Source organism: Hyphococcus sp. (assembly GCF_965228385.1).
GTDB lineage: Bacteria > Pseudomonadota > Alphaproteobacteria > Caulobacterales > Parvularculaceae > Hyphococcus.
The window spans coordinates 2,683,205-2,704,120 of sequence record NZ_OZ245810.1; the positions used below are offsets into that span (position 1 = coordinate 2,683,205).

A 20,916-nucleotide genomic window follows, 5' to 3' on the forward strand; every position below is an offset into this window, starting at 1 on the left:
GGATTGGTATGGACGGCTTCGAACCTGTACGAAAGCTAGCGCGACGTATCCACAACGAAGCCAGTCTAAAAGCTGGAGGCGAGAAAAGCGCCAACGCTCTCCTCCAAGCAGTAAGCGAACTCACGGATATTCATCGCCAGCCGGTTCCGGATGACGACCCCGTGCTATGTGGCGCGGAGGCAGTATTTGAGCCATTCACACCCGCTATCTATTACAAAGAGAGCGTGTCGCCAGAGCAGGCAGTTTTTTACCAGGCACACGAGTTTGGACACCATTTCCTCGATAGCGCAGCCAGCGCCTGCAACGCATCGGATATTGATGAACATATGCTTGAAGAGCGGGCTCCGCTTGGCATTCAGCGCGTTGAAGGATACGGCCCTCATGAGCGGCGGGAATGCCAGGCAAATGTATTCGCTCGCGAATTCCTTCTTCCGCGGAAAGAAGCTGAGCGTCTATTCGTCAATGAGTGCAAATCGGCCACTGACATCGCCGCGACGATCGGAGCGCCCATCGGACTCGTCCATCAACAACTTGCAATGGCTTTGCTCACGCCCCCTCCTTTGGAACGGCCGCCGCCGCCCCAGAAGTCCCATCCACTGGACAAAAATCAACAGGAGGCAGCAGAGGCGACAGGCGCCCCATATTTGATCGAAGCGGGTCCGGGAACAGGCAAAACCAAAACACTGATTGCGCGGATTGAATGGTTGTTGCGTAAACCGGTTCCTCCGGCGGACATCCTTGCGTTGACGTTTTCAAATAAGGCAGCTGAGGAAATGCGCGAACGCGTCGCAAGCTCAGCCCCCGAGGCGGCGTCAGCCATCTGGATTGGGACGTTTCACGCGTTTGGTCTCGAAATCTTGCGCAAGTATGGCGAGCCTTTGGGGCTATCTGCAGAGGTGCGGCTCATTGATCCAGGAGACGCTTTGCTTATGCTGGAGCAAAACCTCCCATCCCTGCCGCTAAATCACTATCTTCAACTCTACGAGCCAGCAATAGCGCTTCGCGATATTCTGAATGCGATTACTCGAGCTAAAGATGAACTCATAAGCCCAAAGCAATATCGCGCCCTCGGCGAAACCATGCTTCAAGCGGCGGGAGAAGATGAAGACAAGCGCGAAGCGGCGGAAAAAGCAGTAGAAGTCGCCGAAATCTACGCCGCTTATGAAACCATGTTGCGAGATGCCGGCATGGTCGACTTTTCAGACCTCATCAATAAACCCATTGAATTATTGACCAGCCATCCGGAAGCAGCGGCCGCGCTTAAAGGGCAATATCAACATATTCTGGTTGACGAATATCAAGATGTGAACCGGGCTAGCAGCGTATTTTTGAAACTGCTCGCCGGAGATGGCGCGAAGCTTTGGGTCGTAGGAGACGCCAGACAATCAATCTATCGATTTCGAGGCGCATCGCCAGGCAATATCAGAAATTTTTCAAATGATTTCCCTGGCGCCCAACGCCTCCCGCTAAAGAAGAACTACCGTTCCCAAGAACCCGTTGTTCGCCTGTTCGAGGCTTTTGCTGAAATAATGAAAGCCAGCGATGGCGGCTTGCCGGCGAAATGGTCCGTTCATCGCGGCCAGAGCGACGGCGTCGTCCTTATGGAAATTGCTGAAAACCTTGACGCAGAGGCGGTCGCGTTAGCTACAGAAATATCTAAACGTCGTGCTGCAGGTATTGAGTATCGCGATCAGGCGGTCCTTTGCCGTTCACATACGAATCTGGCGCGGTTCGCCATGCGACTTGAGGCGCTCGGCATACCGGTGCTTTATTTTGGCGACCTTTTTGAACGACCTGAAATCCGAGATTTGCTGTCGCTAATCTCTTTTGTATGCGAACCAAAGCGCGGGGGATTGCTTCGTCTCGCCAAATTTCCGGAATACAACATTCCGCTCGACGATGTTCGCCTTTTCTTGTCGTTTGCTGAGTCGCATGACATCGCGCCATTGGAAGCGCTCCGCCAAATTGGTGCGCTTGATGCGCTTTCTTCAAAGGGCCGGACAGGCCTAGAGCGGCTGGCGGATCACCTTAAAGCAGTCAGTATTGGCATGACGCCGGGCGCTCTCCTCTTCAATTATGTATTCACCCATAGCCGGTTTCTTGATCCCTTCCTGGCTGATGATACGGTTGTTGGCCAGCAATGTCGTTTGGCAATCTTTCAGTTCTTGAATTTCGCGTGCGAAGAAAAACTGTTAGGCGGCAATCCGTGCCAGCAACTGCTACGATGGATTCGCCGTCTGGAGACCTTTGGCGAGGAACGGCAACTACGGCAATTGCCCGCAGCGGCGAGCAGCATTGACGCAGTTCGATTGTTGACGATACATGCAAGCAAGGGGCTGGAATTCAGCGTTGTCTATCTACCGGGCCTCGGCACGACAATGCTGCCAGTCAGTCCGCAATACAATCCTTGTCCGCCGCCTATCGGAATGCTGCCGGAATCTCCGGCGGATACGCACCTTGAAGAAGAAGAGTGTTTGTTCTTTGTCGCTATGTCTCGCGCTCGTGACGCACTGGTGCTTTCTCGCGCCGAGCGATATTCGTCAGCGCGTAAAGCGTCTTCTTTCCTTATCAAGATGGCGCCGCATCTTCCGCGCTCGCCGGAATCTCCGGCGACTCATCGCGCGGCCGATAGAATATTAGCGCACGAGGATGGATACACGTCGCTGGGCCTGAATATTGAAGTACATAGGGCTGAGGATCTCGACCAATATAAGCGCTGCCCGCGAGCGTATCTTTATCAGCGAATTCTTGAACTAAGCGGCGCTCGTGATGATAACGCTTATGTTCGATTTCATCGCGCCGTTTACGCGGTGTTGCGCTGGATGAGCCGCATAGAACCCGAAAAGGAAGTCGGCATCACTGATGCAATGGTCCGACTCGATGCAGCATGGGGCGAAATCGGACCCGCAGCACACCCACTCCAGTCAGTTTATAGAGAGACGGCGAATAGGATTGTCGAACGCGCAATCGCTCGTCGCAATGCGAGCGGCGAGCTCATCGACGCGGAATGGGAGCTAAAGCGACCAGGCGGACGCATAAAGGTGCGGCCTGATCACGTCGAGACCGGCGCTGGCGGTCTGGTGGTTCGGCGTTTACGGACCGGGCGCCCGCCCAAGAGCAAAATCGATGACGATATTTACGCACTTTACCATGAAGCGGCGACGCGCGAGCTGGGCGGCGCGCAGGTTGAGGCGTTATTTCTGACAACTGATGAAGCTAGGCCTGTGCCGATGACACCGACAGTCATCAACAACCGGCTCAAGAAGTATGATGAAGCAATTGCCGGAATTTGCGCAGGCCTGTTTCCGCCAATACCCAACGAACGCGAATGCCCGCGTTGTCCGCAATATTTCATTTGCCCGGCTTTGCCGGCAGGCCTTGACGAAACCTGACGGTCTCGTTTCCGTTTTTTTGCCGCTGTTCCGAATATCTAATTAGGGAGCAGCGCGCAGCCTCAGAAACGGCCCGCAACGCTCCGTTCATCAGGAATAGGAGTATTGTGGTGAAAGATATCGATATCCTTCTGCAAGGGGAAGGCATCCCCGACATTCAGCTTGTGACGCTGGTGAAACACGCCACTTTTCGCGACGTTCTCTCCGCCGCGGTAAAGCACCGGAAAAGCGCGCTCGAAGGCGATTTTTTGGTCTTTTTCGAAGACCGGGACGATCCGTGCAATTGCGACGACGCAGTTCCGCACGGAAAGGACCACGCGCCGCTGCGCCTTCATGTTCACCGCTGCCGGCGCGTCACGGTCTCGGTCGTCTTTAATGGAGAGGAGAAGAGCCGCAATTTCGGTCCGGGCGCGACCATTGCAACGGTGAAGAAATGGGCGGCGCTTAAAGCGTTCGAAATGGACCCGGGCGACGCCGCGGAGCATGTTCTCCAGCTTTCCGGAACGATGGATCGCCCGTCGCCCGACACGCATATTGGCGCTCTCGTCCATTGCGGTGAGTGCGCCGTCGCTTTCGACCTCGTTCCGCTGAAACGCGTCGAGGGTTAAGCCATGGCGGACGAGCGCATGCGTCCGGACGAAGAAATGCTCCGACTCCATCTGGGGTCGGGGCGCTTCCTCAGCGGGGTCGACAGCGGTCGCTGGAGGCTGATCAAGATCGAATGGCCGTGTTGCATAATAGCGGTGACAGCCTCAGACGGTGTTGAATACGGCTTCCGATTTCATTGCCAGAACTATCCGCAGGGAGTGGCGAGCGCGCAGCCATGGGATATTGAACGCGACGCCGCTTTGGCGGCTCAAAACTGGCCGAAGGGCAAAGGCCGCGTCGCGTTGGCGTTCAACCCGGGCTGGCAAGGCGGCACATGTCTGTACCTGCCATGCGATCGGCAATCAATTGAAGGTCACGACAACTGGCGCCACGAACATCCGGCTCTGTTGTGGGATCCGGCTAAAGGCCTCTGCAAATATCTCGAGATTATTCATGACCTCCTGCACTCGCGGGACTATGGAGGCCGCCATGCCGCATAATCCGCTGCTTTATATGCCCTGTGCTTTATGGGCGAGAGCGCTCGACGAGCTTCACTTCCGAACCGAGGGAAAGTCGCACGAGAGTGGGGCTTTCCTCCTTGGACGAAACGCGCCGGAAGGCCGCATTGTGGAAGACGTCGTATATTACGACGACCTTGATCCGAACGCATACAGTTCCGGCGTTGTAGTGCTGCATGCCGATAGCTTCAGCCGACTATGGAAACTGTGCGGCGAACGACGCCAGACTGTTGTCGCCGATATTCATGTCCACCCGCGCGGCGCCGGCCAAAGCCGGGCGGATCGCAACAATCCGATGATCGCCAGAAAAGGCCATCTCGCGATCATTGTTCCTGATTTTGCTGACCCTCCAGTTTCGTTGCAGCGGATCGGATTCTATCAATATCTCGGCCAACACCAGTGGCGTTCATTCAGCGGCGAGCAGATTGAGCGTTATTTGACGCTTACGAATTAGGGTGGTCAAAAATGAGTAATAACAATCAAGAAGAGATTGCGGACAGGCTGAACCGCCTCGTGAAGCTGGCGATGGACACTGGCGAGGCTGACAGTATTGAAGACGCGCTAAAGATTTTCAGCGGCTACAAACTCGCGGTCGCAGTCGGCCCTGAAGCACATTGTTCAATGACCTTGCAGGCGGCGCTATTAACAATCGTCAACGCGGGAAGCCGCTCCCTTCTTGGCGGCATAGAGGTTGAAGGTGATTTTGATGCGCCTTTGCTGGCGCCCGTACCGCCATGTGAGACGCTTGCCGAGGCAATAATTGGGCTTGGAGGGCGGATCGTCGAAAGGGTCGATGACGGCGCGCCGCTCGTTACGCTCGGGAGTGTTGAAGAAAGGCCAGGTCGCGCTTTTGAATTGCAGGCAAGTTTTAACGGCTGGGCGGGCGGCGTCACGCCAAGGAAGAGCGCCGAGACGCGAATGCCGGAGACCGCCGAATGCACGCCAGCGGGCGTATTTGCCGGTGCCCTCGCGGTAACCGAAGCGTTCCAATTCTTGCGGGGCGGAAACCCCGCCGCCGGAAAACGGGCTGTTGGATTGTCGCTCTGGCGGCCGGATATTGATTGGCGTGCATCTGACGCGAAAGGGCCAGCGCTTGAAAGTTTACCATCGTCGCTTTGGCTCATCGGGCTGGGCAATCTTGGCCAAGCCTTCTTGTGGGTGTTAGGTCTTTTGCCTTATGCGTCTCCGAAAGACATGCGCCTGGTATTGCAGGATTTCGACACGTTAGTGGCTGCGAACAAAAGCACGTCTTTGCTCACGAATGATCTAAATGTCGGCAAGCGCAAAACACGGGCCATGGCGGCATGGGCCGAGCAACGCGGTTTTCAAACAGTCATTGTCGAACGTCGCTTCGCCGCCAACTTCAAGGTGAATAGTGGCGACCCGTGCATGGCCCTTTGCGGCGTGGACAATGCGCTGGCGCGCAGCGCGCTCGAAGATGTCGGTTTCAAACGAGTCATTGAAGCCGGTCTTGGGGGCGGCCCGGTAGATTTTCTGGGACTACGCACACATGCGTTCCCTGGTCCGAGAAGCGCGAAGCGGATGTGGGGCATTGGATCGGAATCGCAAGGCGTCAATTTGGACCTACCTGCTTATCGTAGCCTTGGCAAAGGAGGCCTCGACCGCTGCGGGCTGACGCAACTTGCTGGCCGAACAGTTGGCGCTCCGTTCGTTGGTGCTGTAGCCGCGTGTTTGGTTATAGGTGATGTTTTGCGAACGCTGCATGGAGGTCGCCAATTTGATTTGATCGATACACATCTTCGGGAAATAGAGCATCGAACAATTCTCCCGGCAGATCACACAGAGCCATTCAATCCTGGATCAACCCCCGCACACCTTTTCTAGGCAAAGAAATAGAGCGCGCCATAACAGGATGGCTAGGCGCCATCCTTCACGGCCCAGTCAATACATTAGAATTCTTCAGGGTGATGGCGATCCCGGCAGGATTCGAACCTGCGGCCTCCAGATTCGGAATCTGGCGCTCTATCCAACTGAGCTACGGGATCTCAGAGAAACGGTCGGCCCGTTTCCACCTGTCTTTTGCCCAACACACCGACTTCTGCGCAAGCCTTTTTGGAGACCCAAGGGTCACCGCCGCTGATGCAACTCGACGTGTTTGTAGGGCGTTGAATCCTTCTCTAAAGGGCGGTGCTGAGATGGTGCTGGCTCCGGCTTGTCGACTCTCAGATCGCCTTTTCTAACTAACTAATATCACTCCGTTTTTCGACTTCAAAAACTTTCTTGTTGCATCCTTCGGAGGGCAGCGCTCTATCCAGCTGAGCTACGGGTCCTGTAAGACGATGGCGCGGTTTACGCGATTGTATGTATATCGGCAAGGGGTGGGCCGAGCCCCGCATAAATCGCCTTCATTTCGCCGCCTTGATGCGCCATAGTGAGAAAGCTGACTGGCGGCCGCTGGAATCCGCCTGATGACTGAGCAGAACTTTACGAACGGGTTTTTTGCAATGAAGACTATGACGGCTTTTTCGGTTGCCGCAGCGCTTGTATTGAATGCGCACACATACGCCCAGACGGCTGCGCAACCGGCTGGGGCGCCTGAGCCGGCGCTGCAAACCGATATTGCGACCCCGGCAATGTGGCGCGTCAGCGACGATGACTCATCTTATATTTTGCTGGGCACGTTTCATATTTTGCCAAAAGGGCTGGAATGGCGCACGGACGCATTGGCGTCGGCGTTTGACGAAGCCGATACGGTTTACTTCGAAGTCGAAGCCGATGCGCCTGACGCACAGTCACTCGCCGTAAACACAGTGATGACGCAAGGTTTCAATAAGCGCGGCGTGACGTTGAGCGGGATGTTAAGCGAGGCGGAAACGACAAAGCTTCGAGAAATCACGTCCGAACTGGGTCTGCCCTTCGCCGCAATCGATCCCATGCGGCCATGGAACGCGTTTTTAACGCTGAGCGTTCAATTCATTGTTAAAAAAGGATTTGACCCCGGTGCGGGCGTTGATTCCGTTTTACTCAGTGATGCGCGCGCCTATGGAAAGGATATCCGCTTTTTTGAAACCATGCAGGAACAACTTGCGCTGTTCACAACGCTTGAGCCTCATGTCGAGAAAAAGCTCCTGACCGTGACAATCCGCGACTGGGACGATCAGGACGCCGCGTTCGACGAACTCTTCACCGCCTGGACGCAGGGCGACATTGATTTTATTGATGCGCAGATGAACGACGCCATGCGCGAGGAAGCGCCTGAGGTCTATCAGCGCATCATCGTCGACAGAAACAAGGCCTGGGCGGAAGAGCTTGATGCGGCGCTGAAGTCAGAATCAGGGGTTGGCCTTGTTGCGGTCGGCGCCGGCCATCTCGTTGGCGGTGAAACGTCCGTGCCCGCCCTCCTTGCAGCAAAAGGTTACACCGTGTCGCCATATGGCGAGTGGGCCGAAGGCGCCGCCGCAGCCAACGACAACGCGCCGCAGCCGAATGATTAGCGGCTAAACGTCCAGCGCCGCCGACAAGGCGTTGTCCTGAATAAACGCGCGGCGCGGCTCGACGATATCGCCCATCAGCCGAGAAAAGATGTCGTCGGCGTCGTCAGCCGCCTTTACTTTAACCTGCAGAAGCATCCGTGCATTTTCATCCAGCGTCGTTTCCCAGAGCTGGTCCGGGTTCATCTCGCCTAGCCCCTTATAGCGCTGAACGGAGACGCCCTTTTCCCCGGCCGTGCGCGCTGCGCGCAACAGGCTGTTGGGGCCCGTCACCAGTACGCGCTGCTCCTTGCGCCGCCATTCGGCGGGCTTGGCGAATGCGTCTGCGAGTTCGTTCATACTGGCCTGGATTTTTTTTGCGTCGGCAGACGTTAACAGATCGCGCGGCAACATGTGCCGCTCCACGACGCCGCGCAGCTCGCGCTCAAAAACATAGCCGCCTTCGCCATCGGGCGCCCCCTTCCAGCCCTGCTCGAATTCGTCGGCGATCATGTCAAGTCGCACGGCCACCTTGTCGGCCAGCGTTTGCGCCTCTTCCCCGTCCGGCGCCTCGCTGAGCGCGCGCGCAAGCGCCGCCTGCACGATGATATCGCGCGAAAAACGCAAAGGAAATTCTTCCATTGTATTGCGAACGATGCGCGCCTTGCCGATCAGGTCCGCCAGATCCTGCCCCGCAATCACCTCGCCGCCCTCAAGAAAAAGCGACGCGTCAGCAATTCCATCTGCATAAAGATGGTCTTCGAGCGCTGCATTATCGAGCAGATACTGCTCGGATTTGCCGCGTGAAATTTTATAAAGCGGCGGCTGGGCGATATAGAGGTGACCGCGACGGATCAATTCAGGCATCTGCCTGAAGAAAAAGGTCAGTAACAATGTGCGGATGTGCGCCCCGTCCACATCGGCGTCAGTCATAATAACAATTTTATGGTAACGCAGCTTGTCCGGATTAAAATCATCCCGTCCTACGCCGGTGCCTAGCGCCGTGATGAGCGTGCCGATTTCCTGACTGGAGAGCATTTTATCAAAACGGGCGCGTTCGACATTCAGGATTTTCCCCCGCAAGGGCAGCACCGCCTGATTTTCACGATTGCGCGCCTGTTTTGCGGAGCCGCCGGCGGAATCGCCCTCGACTATAAAAAGCTCGGATTTGGCGGGATCTCTTTCCTGGCAATCGGCAAGCTTGCCCGGCAACGAGGCGACGTCCAGCGCTGACTTTCGGCGCGTCAATTCGCGCGCCTTGCGCGCCGCTTCGCGGGCGGCGGCCGCCTCAACGATTTTCTGAACAATCCGCTTCGCCTCGCCCGGCGTTTCCTCGAACCATTCGCCAAGCTTTTCGTTGACGGCGCCTTCCACAACGGGACGCACTTCAGACGAAACAAGCTTGTCCTTTGTCTGCGAGGAAAATTTTGGATCTGGCACCTTGACGGAAAGAACGCAGGTCAACCCTTCGCGCGCGTCATCGCCGGTCAAGGAGACTTTTTCCTTTTTCGCGATGCCGGAGGTTTGCGCGTAGCTGTTGATGATGCGCGTCAGCGCGGCGCGAAATCCGGCAAGGTGCGTACCGCCGTCCCGCTGAGGAATATTATTTGTAAAGCACAGAACTTTCTCGTGATAGCTGTCGTTCCACCACATCGCCAGTTCAACGGTGACGCCCTCGCGTTCCGTTAAAAATGAAATCGGTTCGCTGATCAGCGACGTTTTTGCATCGTCGAGATAGCGTACGAATTCCACCAGCCCGCCGTCATAAATCATATGCTCTTCGCGCGCTTCCACATGGCGCTTGTCGATCAGCTTGATGGAAACGCCGGAATTCAGGAACGCCAGTTCGCGCAGGCGGTGTTCTAAAATATCGAAATCGAATTGAGTGCCCGTGAAAATTTTATCGGATGGCAGAAAGGTGACTTCCGTACCGGTTTTCTCCGTATCGCCGACAATCTCGAGATCCCCCTCAGGTTCACCCATGCGGAAACGCATGTAATGTTCCTTGCCGTCGCGAAAAATCCGCAGATCAAGAAATTCCGAAAGCGCGTTGACCACCGAAACGCCGACACCGTGCAGGCCTCCGGAGACTTTGTAAGAGTTCTGGTCAAATTTTCCGCCCGCATGAAGCTGAGTCATGATGACCTGTGCAGCTGAAACGCCCTCCTCCGTATGAATTTGCGTCGGAATGCCCCGGCCATTATCCGTGACCGTGACGGAGCCGTTTTCATTGAGGATTACCTGGACGGTATCGCAATGGCCGGCGAGCGCTTCGTCGATAGCGTTATCGACGACTTCGTAAACCATATGGTGCAGGCCTGAGCCGTCGTCAGTGTCGCCGATATACATGCCCGGCCGCTTGCGAACCGCATCGAGCCCTTTGAGCACCTTGATCGAGTCGGCGCCGTATTCTTCATTCGGCGCGGCGTTATTCGCCATGATATTTTCTTTCTCTTACGTCAGTGTTTCATGAAGCGCATTATCGCGAACTTCAAAATGTTGGGCGCGCGCGCCCCAGGCGTCAAACAAGGACTTATCCGTACCCGTCATAAAGGTCTGGAAGCCAAGATCGTCCAATATGGCGAACAGGGCCGCGCGCCGGTCCGGATCGAGATGCGCAGCGATTTCATCAAGCAGCAGAATAAGCGGCGCGCCCCGGGGCTGCGCAGCAAGCGCGCGCGCATTCGCGAGCACAAGACCGATCAGCAGCGCTTTTTGCTCACCTGTCGAACAAAGCCGCGCCGGACGCCCCTTCGCGCGGTGGACGGTAATCAGATCGGACCGGTGCGGGCCGGCAAGCGCACGGCCTGCGTCTGCATCCAGCCGGCGGCGCTGTTTCAGCTTGTGCGCAAATTCCTGCGCGACAACATCTTGCGATTGCTGGCCAAGCGCTTCCTCGAGTTCGCCAGCGAGAGAAATATCCGCGGCGGGAAAGACCCCGTCCGCTTCGGCGATCTCAGCCGAAACAAGCCGGGACGTCATTTCCTTTCGCGCGGCGGCGATCGCAGCGCCAGCCTCAGCCATCTGCAATTCAACAGCCGTCAGCCATTCATCGTCGCGCGCGCCCTCTTCCAAAAGACGCTGGCGCTGACGCATGGCCTGTTCATACGCGGTGGAGCGCTTTCCATGCGCCGGATCATGCGCAAGCGTCATCCGGTCCAGAAAACGCCGGCGCTCGCCGGCGCCTTCCATGAAAAGCCGGTCCTGAGCCGGCGTCAGCCACATGAAGCAAAGATGTTTCGCAAAGGCGCCTGGCCCTGCGGCGTCTGCGTCGTCGATCCGGCATACGCGCCGAGACGGTCTTGACGCCTGCGCGCCGACGCCGAAACGCCGCTCATCCTCGCCATCATCCAGGCGCGCGGACACGGCCCACCCGCCGGCGGAACCGATACGCGGCAACTCATCCAGCCTCGCGCCGCGAATCCCGCGTCCCGGCCCGATCAGAGAGATCGCCTCAAGAATATTCGTCTTACCCGCGCCATTAGCGCCGGAAATGGCGGCCGGTCTGCCGTCAAATGCAATTTCAACACGCTTGTATGAGCGAAAATCAGTCAGAGTCAGACGCCTGATGCGCGCACGCGGCGCCGCGGCCCCATCAGGCTCGTTCGCATCCCAGTTTCTGATGGCCGCTTCGCTCAAAACATTAAACCCGCAACGGCATCAATACGTAAAGCGCCCGCTCGTCTTCCTCATCCAGAATAACCGTTGGCGAAGACGGATCGGCCAGACGGAACGTCGCCGTCTCACCGTCGACCTGCTGCGCCACATCGAGGAGATAACGCGCGTTAAATCCGATCTCCAACGGATCGCCGCCATAATCGACGGAAAGCTCTTCCAATGCAGACCCCGCTTCTGGGTTATTCACCGTCAGGCGCAAGCGATCCGCCTCAAGCGCCAGCTTAACAGAGCGCGTACGATCTGCGGAGACGGTGGAGACACGATCGACGGCCTGCGCGAAATCCTTGGTTTCCACCCGCAAAATATTGGCGTTATCTTTTGGAATGACACGCTCATAATCCGGGAAAGACCCGTCGATCAATTTCGACGTCAGATAACCAGCCCCGAACCCGAAGCGAATTTTAGCGGGCGAGACGGCGACCTCGACATTTTCCTCGGCATCCTCAAGCAGACGGCCAAGCTCTGCGATCGCCTTGCGCGGCACGATGACGCCGGGCATGGCGGAAGCCCCGTCCGGCAGCGCCGCATCGATGCGCGCCAGCCGGTGCCCATCCGTCGCCGCGGCCCGCAAGGACGGCGCATCGCCGTCAGTATGCGCGTGCAGATAGACGCCGTTGAGATAGTAGCGGGTCTCTTCCTGCGACATGGCGAAACGCGCCTTGCCGAGAAGCCGGCGCAAATCCGATGTGGGCATGGAGAACCGGGTTTCAAGCTCATCTGCGGAAAGGCTCGGAAAATCATCTTCCGGCAGCACGGCAAGCGCGAATTGCGACCGCCCGGACGAGACCTGCAGCCGGCCCTCCTCGGAAGAGAGCTCAAGCCGAACCTGCGCGCCGTCAGGCAGCCGCTTCACGATTTCAAAGAGCGTCAACGCCGCAACAGTCGTCGCGCCTTTTGCAGCCACATCGGCGGGCGCTTCTTCAGAAATTTCGATATCAAGATCTGTCGCGGTGAGCGACAGCGCGCCGCCGTCAGCCTGAAGCAGCACATTCGACAGAATGGGTATCGTATTGCGTCGCTCGACTACGCTTTGCACATGCCCTAACGCCTTGGACAAGGCGCTTCTTTCAATAGTGACTTTCATCCGATCTGCTCTCTCGAAATGATGGTCAGCGCCTGTAATTTGCGCAGCCTGTCGTTGCCTGATTTCCCGGACGGCGCGCCGCTAAAAGCGCTTTTCAACGCTCAACTCCGGCGACGCCGGCGCAGCGAATCGCCGTACGGAATAATGCGATTGATTATAACCGAAAAAGCCACTGAAAAGCTAGCGCCGGCGTCGATTTCCGACGCCGGCCAGCTGTCTGTAACAGTTTGATTTCAGGTACGTTTTTGAAGCACCGAAATTAGTCTTCCAGGGCTTCGCGGATACGTTTGACGCCGTCCTGAAACGCCTTGTCCCGCTCTATCAGCGCCTGCGCCCGGCGATAGGAACTCATAACCGTCGTATGGTCGCGCTTCAGTGCTTTTCCGATGCGCGGAAAGGATTCTTTGAGCACGTCGCGCGCGCACCAGACGACGGCGTGACGGGCGCGCACAATGCGCTGCGGCTGCGCCCGGCCCGTCATGTCTTCGAGCTTCAAACCGAATGCCTCCGCGCCCGCGGCTATGGCGTCGTCAATTGTTGAAATGCGCTTCCGGTCTTCCAGCCTTGATTTCAGGATCGATTTCGCCTGATCGAGATCCACGACACCGTCTTCGCCGCTGAACATCAGCAGGAGCTGATTGAGCGCGCCGATCGTTTCGCGCGTGCTTTGCGAGAAAGTGCGGGCGATAAATATGAGCGTTTCTTCATTTACAGCGCATTTCGCCGTCGACTGAGCCAGCCGTTTTTTCAAAACCTCAAGACGCAACGCTTCATCGCCGGGATGGATCGGCGCACAAATGCCGCCGGCAAGACGGTCGGCAATGCGCTGATTAATGCCGGCCTCGGCGAGTTTTGCGGGCGGAAGCTCGCCGGCGATGACAACCTGTTTGCCGCTATCGAGCGCTGCATCAATCACAATAAGTAACTCCTCCTGTGTTCGGTTTTTGCCGGTGAGAAAATGAATATCGTCAAACGCAATATAGTCATGCGAAAGGAGCGCGCCATGCAAGGCCTGGGTTGCATTCGCCCATACGGCGCTGACGCAGGCGTTCACCAGGTTATTGTAAGTCACGTAACCAGCGGCGCCGCGCGCGCTGTTTTTCGTCCACTCATGCGCGATGGCCTGTAACAAATGCGTTTTGCCGACGCCTGAAGGACCGTAAAAGTAAATCAGCTCCTTTGGACGCCCCTCGGCCAGCGCCTCATGCGCCGCCGCCCACGCAATCCGGTTTGAGGAGGCGACCGCAAAAGCGTCAAACGTGCGGCGCGGATCAAGCTGCGTCGCCAGACCTTCGAAATCCGGCCCCTTTTGCTCGGCGCCGCCAGATGGCGATGCGCCGGCTTTCGCGGAAATCGGCGTAGTGTAGCGCGCAGCGTCGGCGCGTTTTTCTTCCAGTGCATCGACTTTCGCCGCATGCGCGCTCAAGTTTTTAAGCACCGTCAGACGCATATCCCGAAACGGGCCGACTTCCTTGCGCCACGTATCCTTGAGCACCGGGAAAAACCGGTGATCGAGCATGTCGCGTTTTGCTTCGGAAGCTGTGGAGAGCGTTACGCAATCCTCGCTGAATTCCGCAAGCCCGAGATCAACAAACCAGGATTTGTATTTGGCGTCCCCGACACGGGAGCGCAAAGCCGCGTGATACCGTTCGAAAATTTCCGAGTGCTTTTGATGTTGCAATGGCTGAAGCCCGCCAGTTGTGTTTTCATTATCCATTTTTATCCGCCCAATACTGGAGTCAAAACCGCCCCTGCGCGCCTGTCACGCCGGACAAGCAACGCAATTCAAGTGTTCTATTCGCCAAATTCCGGCTGAACGCCGCCGGCGCGACAATACTATACTTAAAGCAGGAGGGCGCTCGTTTTCCAAATGATACGTGCAGGAACTAAATTGAGAGAACCGTCACTGAACATATCGCCCTATCCCTAAAAAATAAACAACACTCGCACAGCTTTTCTTCAGTCGCTTCACTCGAAGCGAAAACGACTGACCAACCGTGCTAATCAACTGTAACTTGATTTGCGGAAATTCGTCCGCATCCGTCTTATTGACGTTAAGCAGTGTAATTAAACTTAAGGATGAGCGTCAAGCTTTGATTCGCTTTTTGTGTCGAATTTTTTACAGACATTTTGTCATTTATCTCCTGTAAAAATCACGCTTATAGGAAAAACAACACACTAGAGAGCGAAGCGTACGAAACGTGAGAACGCGCATTGTATGCGCCCGCAATTTGTGCGCAATAGCGATTTTTTTATACGCAAAGAAAAAGCGCGTAAGCAGGAAAATGCAAACGCGCTACAACAGAATTAAATTAAAAAATGAAACCGCAACTACGCTGCGAGCGCTTTAATACGCGAGGACAGACGGGACAATTTCCGTGACACTGTTTTCTTGGGATAAACGCCTTTGGTTACGGCGCGATGCATTTCAGGCTGCGCAGATTTCAGCGCGGCTTCAGCTGCGGATTTATCACCGGAAGCAATGGCTTCTTCGACTCGCCGCAAATAACTGCGCACGCGCGAACGGCGCGATTTGTTTACAGCGGTGCGGCGCGCAATTTTGCGAACCATTTTCTTGGCGGAAGACGTATTAGCCATTTACGTGGTCACTCTGGGTTATATGCCGCCATCCATCGCGGCGCGAGCGGGGGTATATAGCTGCGAGGCGGGGGAGCGTCAACACGAGTTTCCACCTTATTTTAAAACCTGATTCATCCCGGGTTCAGCGCTGACAATGACCGCAAAAGAATGTCGACCGGCCGCTTTGGATTATACGCGATATTGTGCCGCCGCAGGACAGGCACGGCTCGCCTTCCCGGCCATAAACGTCAAATCGATGCTGAAAATAGCCTGAATCGCCTCCCGCGCCTGCAAAATCACGTAATGTCGATCCGCCAGCGGCGATAGCGTCCCTTAGAACGCTCAAGATAGCGCCGTGAAGGCGCTCGCCCCGAATTCCGCAAACCGATGCGGCTTTCCGTCTTGGCGACACCCTGGCCCGATACAGAGCCTCGCATGCGTAAATGTTACCAAGGCCGGCCACGACACGCTGATCCAGCAGCGCCGCCTTAACAGGTGAAAGCCTACCCTTCAGCGATATATTGAGAGCGTTGGATGTAAATGTATTCCCAAGCGGTTCTGGTCCCATCGCCTTAAAATGCTTACAGGTTTCAAGGTCGCCAGCGTTTACGATATCCATGAATCCAAAGCGGCGCGGATCATTATAAATAATGACCTGCCGTTTGTCGGATTCTACGTGAAAGACAACATGATCATGCGCGGGATTGCACTTTTGAACCGTAGTGAAAGCTCCCGGCTGATTTTTCGAACGCTCCGCAATCGTGAAACGCCCTGACATGCCCAGATGCATGATCAGATTTTCGCCGGTGGAAAGCCTTGCAATCAGGTATTTTCCCCTGCGATCAAGAAATTCAACCCTTCCGCCGGTCAGCCTTTCTTGAAAACGCGCCGGAAAGGGAAAACGCAAGTCCGGGCGGTGCATTTCGACATGCGCGAACACCGCCCCCTCCATAACTGGCGCGAGCCCCCGCTTCACTGTCTCGACTTCTGGTAGTTCGGGCATAAGCTGCGTGCGGTTCTGCACTAAAACGCCCCCAACGCCAAAGGCGCTGGGGGCGAAATTGCACGTCGCGACGTATTGGTTGCGACTATTCTTTCTTCTCGCCGTCGTTCTCTTTCAGCGCAGCGCCGAGAATATCGCCGAGCGAAGCCCCGGAATCGGCTGAACCGAACTGCGCAACAGCTTCTTTTTCCTCAGCAACTTCACGCGCCTTGATCGAAACATTGATGCGGCGGGACTTGCTGTCGATCGAGGTGACGCGTGCATCGATCTTATCGCCGACGGCGAACCGTTCAGGCCGCTGTTCGGTGCGATCTTTCGATAGATCTGACTTGCGAATAAAGGCTTTCGGTCCGTCGGAAGCGCCGATCTGCACTTCAATGCCGCCGGTTTCGATCGCGGTCACAGTACATGTAACGTCGGAACCGCGCTGGATATCGCCAATGCTTTCCATCGGATCGGATCCAACCTGCTTCACGCCAAGCGAAATGCGTTCCTTCTCAGGATCGACATCAAGCACTTTCGCCTGAATGACCTGGCCTTTTTCGTAGTCCTTGATGGCGTCCTCGCCGGAACGATTCCAGTCGAGATCCGACAGGTGCACCATGCCGTCCATTTCTTCATTGAGACCAACGAAAAGACCGAATTCGGTGATGTTCTTGATTTCGCCTTCAATCATGGAACCGATCGGGTGCTCTTCAGCGAAGCGCTCCCACGGATTGTCGAGACATTGCTTCAGACCGAGCGATATGCGCCGCTTGGACTCGTCAACCTCAAGCACCATCACCTCGACTTCCTGAGACGTCGACACGATTTTGCCCGGATGGACGTTTTTCTTCACCCAACTCATCTCGGAGACGTGCACCAGACCTTCAATACCGTCTTCAAGCTCAACGAACGCGCCGTAGTCGGTGATGTTCGTGACTTTGCCCTTGAACTTGGCGCCGATCGGGTATTTTGCGGCGACGCCTTCCCACGGATCAGGCGTCAGTTGCTTGATACCGAGAGAAATCCGGTGGGTTTCAGGATTGATCTTGATAATTTTGATGCGAACCGTGTCGTTAACGCCCAGCACTTCTGATGGGTGATTGACGCGGCTCCACGACATATCGGTAACGTGCAGCAAACCATCAACGCCCGGCGCAAGCTCGACAAATGCGCCATATTCGGTGATGTTTTTCACGATGCCTTCGCGCTCATCGCCCTCGTTCAATTCCTTGACGACTTCCTGACGCTGTTCGGCGCGATCTTCTTCGAGAATGGCGCGGCGCGATACGACGATATTGCCGCGGCGCTTGTCCATTTTAAGAATGCGGAACGGCTGCGGGATATTCATCAACGGGCCGGCGTCGCGCACAGGGCGGATATCGACTTGTGAGCCCGGCAAAAAGGCGACGGCGCCGCCAAGATCGACCGTAAAGCCGCCTTTGACGCGGTTGAAGATTTCACCATCGACGCGTTCGTTTTTCTCATAGATTTTTTCGAGACGATCCCAGGCTTCCTCGCGGCGGGCCTTTTCGCGGCTGATGACAGCTTCGCCATTCGCATTTTCAACGCGCTCAACGAAGACTTCAACTTCATCGCCGACATTCAATTCGGCAGGCTTGCCAGGCTGGGAGAATTCTTTCAACGCGACGCGGCCTTCAGTTTTGAGACCTACGTCGATCACGGCGACATCTTTTTCGATGGCGGTGATTTTGCCTTTGACGACCGTTTCTTCAAAATCCTGACGGCCGACGAGAGAGGCTTCGAGCATTTCCGCGAAATCGTCGCGGGACGGGTTAAGGGTTTCGGTTGCAGACACGAGTGTCGGTACTCCAGTTTTCAGCTTATATGCCTACCGGTTGATCCGGCGGTCTTTCCGGGAGTTTTCCCCCGGACGATTGAGCCGAGTTAAAAAATATGACGGCGCAAATTCCGGATAGACGGACAAAAAAACACGTTTTCAGAATGGTTCGGCCGTAGCTGAGAGCCTCAGCCGCAATGCCGGAAAACGCCGTCAATCACGCGGCGCGCCGCCGCGAAAGCCGCGTCTATAGACAAATGAGTCGTATCTAGCAACTCCGCGTCCGCAGCCGCTTGCATCGGCGCATCTTCGCGCGCGGCGTCGCGCGCGTCCCGCTCCAGAAGGTCCTGATAAATATCGGATTCTTTCAGGTCAGGTCGGCTTTCAACGAGCTCCAGCCAGCGCCGGTGCGCCCTTATTTGCGGGCTTGCGGTGACAAAGAATTTTACGGTGGCGTCCGGGCAGACAACCGTGCCGATATCGCGCCCGTCCAGCACCGCACCAGGCGCGCCTCTCGGCGGCGTCACAGCAAAACGGCGCTGAAACTCCAAAAGCGCGGCGCGGACACCTGAATTGGCGGCGACGACGCTGGCCGCTGCGCCGACTTCTTTCGTGCGGATATCGGCGTTTTCAATTTTCTCGATTTCAAACGCCTTCGCCGCGCCGGCGGCAATCTCCGCATCGGACGGGTCGCCGTTTTCGTTCAGCACCACCCAGGCGACGCCGCGGTAAAGCGTGCCGGTATCAAGATGCGCAAAACCGTAATGATCGGAAATCAGGCGCGCCAGCGTCCCTTTCCCTGACGCGGCGGGACCGTCAAGCGCGATCACAATCGATGATGTTTCGGGCGCGCTAACCATGTTTTGCACCTAGCAAGAGCGATAACGTCAAAGCAAGCATACAGATTACGCGTCAATGATATCAGCGCCGATCTCCCGCATGACGTCCAGAAAATTTGGAAAACTCGTTGCAATCATCGTCATGTCGTCAATGTCGATTGGTTTTTCGCTCGCCAAACCAGCGATGAGAAAGCTCATGGCGATGCGGTGATCATGCCGGGTTTTGATCCTGGCGCCGCCTTGCAGTCCGGCGGCGCCGTGAACTTTCAACCAATCCGGGCCGCTGGAGACCTCGGCGCCGCATGCCGTCAGCCCCGCCTCCACCGCTGCAATCCGGTCGCTTTCCTTTACGCGCAACTCACCGACGCCGCGCATGACGGTCTCGCCATGCGCATAGGCGGCGGCAATCGCCAGAATTGGATATTCATCGATCATCGCGGGCGCGCGTTCAGCCGGAACAGCGACGCCGTTCAACACCGAATGCCGCGCGCGAATGTCGGCGACCGTCTCGCCATTCGTTTCGCGCTTGTTATCAAATGATAAATCCGCGCCCATCTCCCTCAAAGTATCAAACAATCCTGACCGGAGCGGGTTGAGCAACACCCCCCTGACCGTCACATCGGATCCAGGCGTTATCAGCGCCGCCACAACCGGAAACGCCGCCGAGGATGGATCGCCGGGCACCGTCACATTGCAGGCGGTCAATCGCTGATCTCCGGCGATTTCGATAAACCGCCCGCCCTCGCCGTCCGGCGTCATGGAAAGAGACGCGCCGAAAGCGGCCAGCATGCGTTCCGTATGATCGCGGCACAAGACCGGTTCATGAATACGGGTTTTCCCTGTTGCGCCCAGCGCCGCCAATAATATCGCGGACTTTACCTGTGCGGAGGCGGTGGCGAGCTTAACGTCTACCGCTGAAAGGCCGCCTTCGCTCATCAAAGAAACCGGCAGCCGGCCGTCGCGGCTTTCCATCGAGGCTCCCATCATGCGCAAAGGCTCCAGCACCCTTCCCATAGGCCTTGCGCGCAATGAAATATCGCCGTCGAAAACAGCGGCCGCGCCGGCGCCTGCGGCTGCGCCCATCAACAGCCTAACGCCGGTGCCGGAATTACCCAAATATAAGGCGCGCGAAAGGCTGCCCCATGACCCGCCGCGGACACGCCACGCAGCGCCGTCCGCCGCGACGTCCTTTTGCACACCGACGCCGAGCGCGCGCAAGGCCGACGCCGTGCGCAAGACATCATCAGCTTCCAGAAGTCCGGCGATCCGGCTTTCGCCTTCTGCGAGCGCGGATAAAATCAGCGCTCTATGGGAAATTGACTTGTCGCCCGGCGCGCGGACGCCGCCGGACAGCGCGCCGTCGCGTGCAGCGCGCCCGGCGCCTTTTGTCCGTTTTGGCAATTCATCAAATGAAGCTTGCGCCATCTAGGCTCCCTCGCCCAATCCTGAAATCGCGCCAATTCTTTTGACAGCCGCCTCCACCCATGGCAACAGGGCGTTCTTTCAGAAGATTTTTCTCCAGGGACCACTGGCATGAGCAAACCAGAACTTGGCGTAAAGCGGGATTGTCCGGAATGCGGCTCTCGCTTTTACGACCTCAACAAGGAACCCGCGCATTGTCCGAAATGCGACCATGAATTTGTTCCGGAGCCTTTGTTAAAACCTCGGCGCGGCCGCAAGGAAGAAGAAGAGAGCACGGCGCCGAAGGCCGAAAAGAAATCAGACCGTGAAACGTCTCTTGAGTCGGCGGAAAAAGAGAAAAAAGCCGCCAAATCAAATCGCAGACCGTCCCTCGACGACGAAGATGACAATGAAGACGAGAATGACGACGATGAACTCGCCGCCATCAAGGACATCGACGTCGATCTCGAAGATGACGACAACGAGGAGGATGACGGGCTGCTGGATGATGACGACGATGACGATATGTCCGCGATTGTCAAAAAAGGCGGCGATGACGACGATTAGTACGGCCGACATTTAGTGTGGCAGACATTGCACTTGCGCGCCCTCATCGGCG

The 20,916-nt window shown here is 56.6% G+C and carries 16 protein-coding genes and 1 tRNA gene; 7 read left to right on the forward strand and 10 right to left on the reverse strand.

The window, feature by feature from the left end; genetic code table 11:
* Positions 1–8 precede the first annotated feature (8 nt).
* The 5 genes from ACQK2Q_RS12520 to ACQK2Q_RS12540 all read left to right on the forward strand — a co-directional run bounded on the left by ACQK2Q_RS12520 (position 9) and on the right by ACQK2Q_RS12540 (position 6,343).
* Complete coding sequence (locus ACQK2Q_RS12520) at positions 9–3,392, forward strand: UvrD-helicase domain-containing protein (RefSeq protein WP_425410076.1); 3,384 nt, start codon at positions 9–11, stop codon at positions 3,390–3,392.
* Positions 3,393–3,502: 110 nt separating this feature from the next.
* Positions 3,503–4,000 carry a hypothetical protein gene (locus ACQK2Q_RS12525; RefSeq protein ID WP_425410077.1) on the forward strand — a complete coding sequence of 166 codons (498 nt, stop codon included), beginning with the start codon at positions 3,503–3,505 and terminating at the stop codon, positions 3,998–4,000.
* A gap of 3 nt (positions 4,001–4,003) precedes the next feature.
* Positions 4,004–4,480, forward strand: a complete 477-nt coding sequence (locus ACQK2Q_RS12530) for a DUF7665 family protein (protein WP_425410078.1) — start codon at positions 4,004–4,006, stop codon at positions 4,478–4,480.
* Positions 4,470–4,952 (forward strand): hypothetical protein, encoded by a 483-nt coding sequence (locus ACQK2Q_RS12535; protein ID WP_425410079.1) that lies wholly within the window; start codon positions 4,470–4,472, stop codon positions 4,950–4,952. Before ACQK2Q_RS12530 ends, ACQK2Q_RS12535 begins: the two co-directional genes overlap by 11 nt.
* Before the next feature lie 11 nt (positions 4,953–4,963).
* On the forward strand, positions 4,964–6,343 hold the full coding sequence (locus ACQK2Q_RS12540; RefSeq protein ID WP_425410080.1) for a ThiF family adenylyltransferase: 1,380 nt from the start codon (positions 4,964–4,966) through the stop codon (positions 6,341–6,343).
* 84 nt (positions 6,344–6,427) lie between these two features.
* Here ACQK2Q_RS12540 and ACQK2Q_RS12545 read toward each other — a convergent pair.
* Positions 6,428–6,504, reverse strand: a tRNA-Arg gene (locus ACQK2Q_RS12545).
* Between the two features lie 423 nt (positions 6,505–6,927).
* Here ACQK2Q_RS12545 and ACQK2Q_RS12550 point away from each other — a divergent pair.
* Entirely contained in the window at positions 6,928–7,953 is a 1,026-nt protein-coding gene (locus tag ACQK2Q_RS12550; protein WP_425410081.1) for a TraB/GumN family protein, read from the forward strand.
* A gap of 3 nt (positions 7,954–7,956) precedes the next feature.
* Here ACQK2Q_RS12550 and gyrB read toward each other — a convergent pair whose 3' ends face one another.
* From gyrB to aroA, 9 genes are all read right to left on the reverse strand, one after another.
* Positions 7,957–10,368: a DNA topoisomerase (ATP-hydrolyzing) subunit B gene (gyrB, locus tag ACQK2Q_RS12555; protein WP_425410082.1), complete on the reverse strand. Its 2,412-nt coding sequence runs from the start codon at positions 10,366–10,368 to the stop codon at positions 7,957–7,959.
* A gap of 15 nt (positions 10,369–10,383) precedes the next feature.
* Positions 10,384–11,568 carry a DNA replication/repair protein RecF gene (gene recF, locus ACQK2Q_RS12560; protein ID WP_425410083.1) on the reverse strand — a complete coding sequence of 395 codons (1,185 nt, stop codon included), beginning with the start codon at positions 11,566–11,568 and terminating at the stop codon, positions 10,384–10,386.
* A gap of 4 nt (positions 11,569–11,572) precedes the next feature.
* Entirely contained in the window at positions 11,573–12,691 is a 1,119-nt protein-coding gene (gene dnaN, locus ACQK2Q_RS12565) for a DNA polymerase III subunit beta (protein ID WP_425410084.1), read from the reverse strand.
* Positions 12,692–12,950: 259 nt separating this feature from the next.
* Positions 12,951–14,408, reverse strand: coding sequence for a DnaA ATPase domain-containing protein (locus ACQK2Q_RS12570; RefSeq protein ID WP_425410085.1), 1,458 nt, complete (start codon positions 14,406–14,408; stop codon positions 12,951–12,953).
* 614 nt (positions 14,409–15,022) lie between these two features.
* The gene (rpsT, locus tag ACQK2Q_RS12575; RefSeq protein ID WP_425410086.1) at positions 15,023–15,289 is read right to left on the reverse strand and encodes a 30S ribosomal protein S20; all 267 of its coding nucleotides are present in this window, start codon (positions 15,287–15,289) and stop codon (positions 15,023–15,025) included.
* Positions 15,290–15,413: 124 nt separating this feature from the next.
* Entirely contained in the window at positions 15,414–16,274 is an 861-nt protein-coding gene (mutM, locus tag ACQK2Q_RS12580; RefSeq protein ID WP_425410087.1) for a bifunctional DNA-formamidopyrimidine glycosylase/DNA-(apurinic or apyrimidinic site) lyase, read from the reverse strand.
* Positions 16,275–16,359: 85 nt separating this feature from the next.
* Positions 16,360–18,075 carry a 30S ribosomal protein S1 gene (gene rpsA, locus ACQK2Q_RS12585; protein ID WP_425410088.1) on the reverse strand — a complete coding sequence of 572 codons (1,716 nt, stop codon included), beginning with the start codon at positions 18,073–18,075 and terminating at the stop codon, positions 16,360–16,362.
* Positions 18,076–18,245: 170 nt separating this feature from the next.
* Positions 18,246–18,890: a (d)CMP kinase gene (gene cmk / locus ACQK2Q_RS12590; protein ID WP_425411161.1), complete on the reverse strand. Its 645-nt coding sequence runs from the start codon at positions 18,888–18,890 to the stop codon at positions 18,246–18,248.
* Positions 18,891–18,962: 72 nt separating this feature from the next.
* Positions 18,963–20,321, reverse strand: a complete 1,359-nt coding sequence (aroA, locus tag ACQK2Q_RS12595) for a 3-phosphoshikimate 1-carboxyvinyltransferase (protein WP_425410089.1) — start codon at positions 20,319–20,321, stop codon at positions 18,963–18,965.
* 108 nt (positions 20,322–20,429) lie between these two features.
* Here aroA and ACQK2Q_RS12600 point away from each other — a divergent pair, with 108 nt between their 5' ends.
* Positions 20,430–20,864, forward strand: coding sequence for a TIGR02300 family protein (locus ACQK2Q_RS12600; RefSeq protein ID WP_425410090.1), 435 nt, complete (start codon positions 20,430–20,432; stop codon positions 20,862–20,864).
* The last annotated feature ends 52 nt before the right edge of the window (positions 20,865–20,916 follow it).